Raw genomic sequence first — 1,240 nt, 5'->3', positions numbered from 1 at the left:
TGCCGGGCGTCAAAGGGGGTATTCCGGTTAACACCTTTGTGGGGGAGCNAAGTTGGGATCGTTATGATCGCAGGCTGAATGAAGCGACCCTGTTTGTAGATCAACGCCTGAATGACCATTGGAACATGGCACTGACCGCCCGCCATTCCAGTTCTGAGACCGAAACCCGCGAACACTGGGCGGCTATCGGAGCCGGGGTTGCCAGTGATGGGACAACGAATCGGACCATCCATATGGCGGACCGGGAAACGAGCATCAGCAACTTTGATGCTCGCATGGAAGGTAACTTCGGTTTTGCCGGCACTTACCACACTCTCGCGATTGGGGTGGATTACCAGGATGCGCTCTGGGAGGAAGGTAACTATGAATCCACCCTGGGCTCGCCAATCAACCTCTATGATCCGGTGTACGGCAACGTGGATTATAGTGCACTGACACCTGAGGACCGCAATGACAACGCCATTCGTCAAACTGGCGTGTACCTGATTGACCATATGGAGATTGGTAATGTGGTGGTATCCGGCGCCCTGCGCCACGACGAGTCCACCAACAAGGTCTATGTGGTTAACGATAACAACAATGAAAGTGATGACAGCGAAACCACCGGCCGTCTTGGCTTGATGTACCAGTTCGATTTTGGCCTCTCTCCCTATGTGAGTTACTCCGAGGCCTTTGTGCCGAATCTGGGGACTAACGATGGCAGCAGCCTTGCAGCCACCACTGGCGAGCAGCAAGAGGCCGGTTTCAAATACCTCAACGACTCGGGTGATCTTTCTGTCACTGCAGCCTATTTCTACATTGAAGAAACCAACCGTGTGGTGCAGGGAAGCAGCCCCAACACCGTTGACCAGGTCGGCGCTAAATCCGAGGGCTGGGAACTGGAAGTGAAGAAGCGCTTGGGGAATCTTGAGCTGCTGGCCAGTTACACCGACCAACGTGTGGTGGATGACCAATCTGGTGAGCGTCTGCCGTACCTTGCCGACCGTCTGGCCTCTGCCTGGGGTAAGTACGAACTGGAAAATGGTCTGCGCTTTGGTGCCGGTGTGCGTTATGTGGGCGACAATGTGGGCTTTGATTATGCCGGCGATGCAGATGGTGTGGGGGCCAACCCGAAGGTTCCCTCTGTCACGCTGTATGACGCGATGCTCGGTTACGCTGTCAGTGACTGGGACTTCAGCCTCAACGTGCGCAACCTGACAGACAAGGAATACGTCTCCTGGTGCCGCGGTCAGTTGGGTCC

1 protein-coding gene is annotated in these 1,240 nt (G+C 55.4%); it reads left to right on the top strand.

Going from position 1 to position 1,240, the window contains the following annotated elements:
* On the top strand, positions 1-1,240 hold a 1,240-nt coding region (locus tag A3730_RS22540), incomplete at both ends, for a TonB-dependent siderophore receptor (protein ID WP_156501302.1).

This window comes from Alcanivorax sp. HI0044 (assembly GCF_001634945.1).
This window is presented reverse-complemented; position numbering and strand designations above follow the sequence as displayed.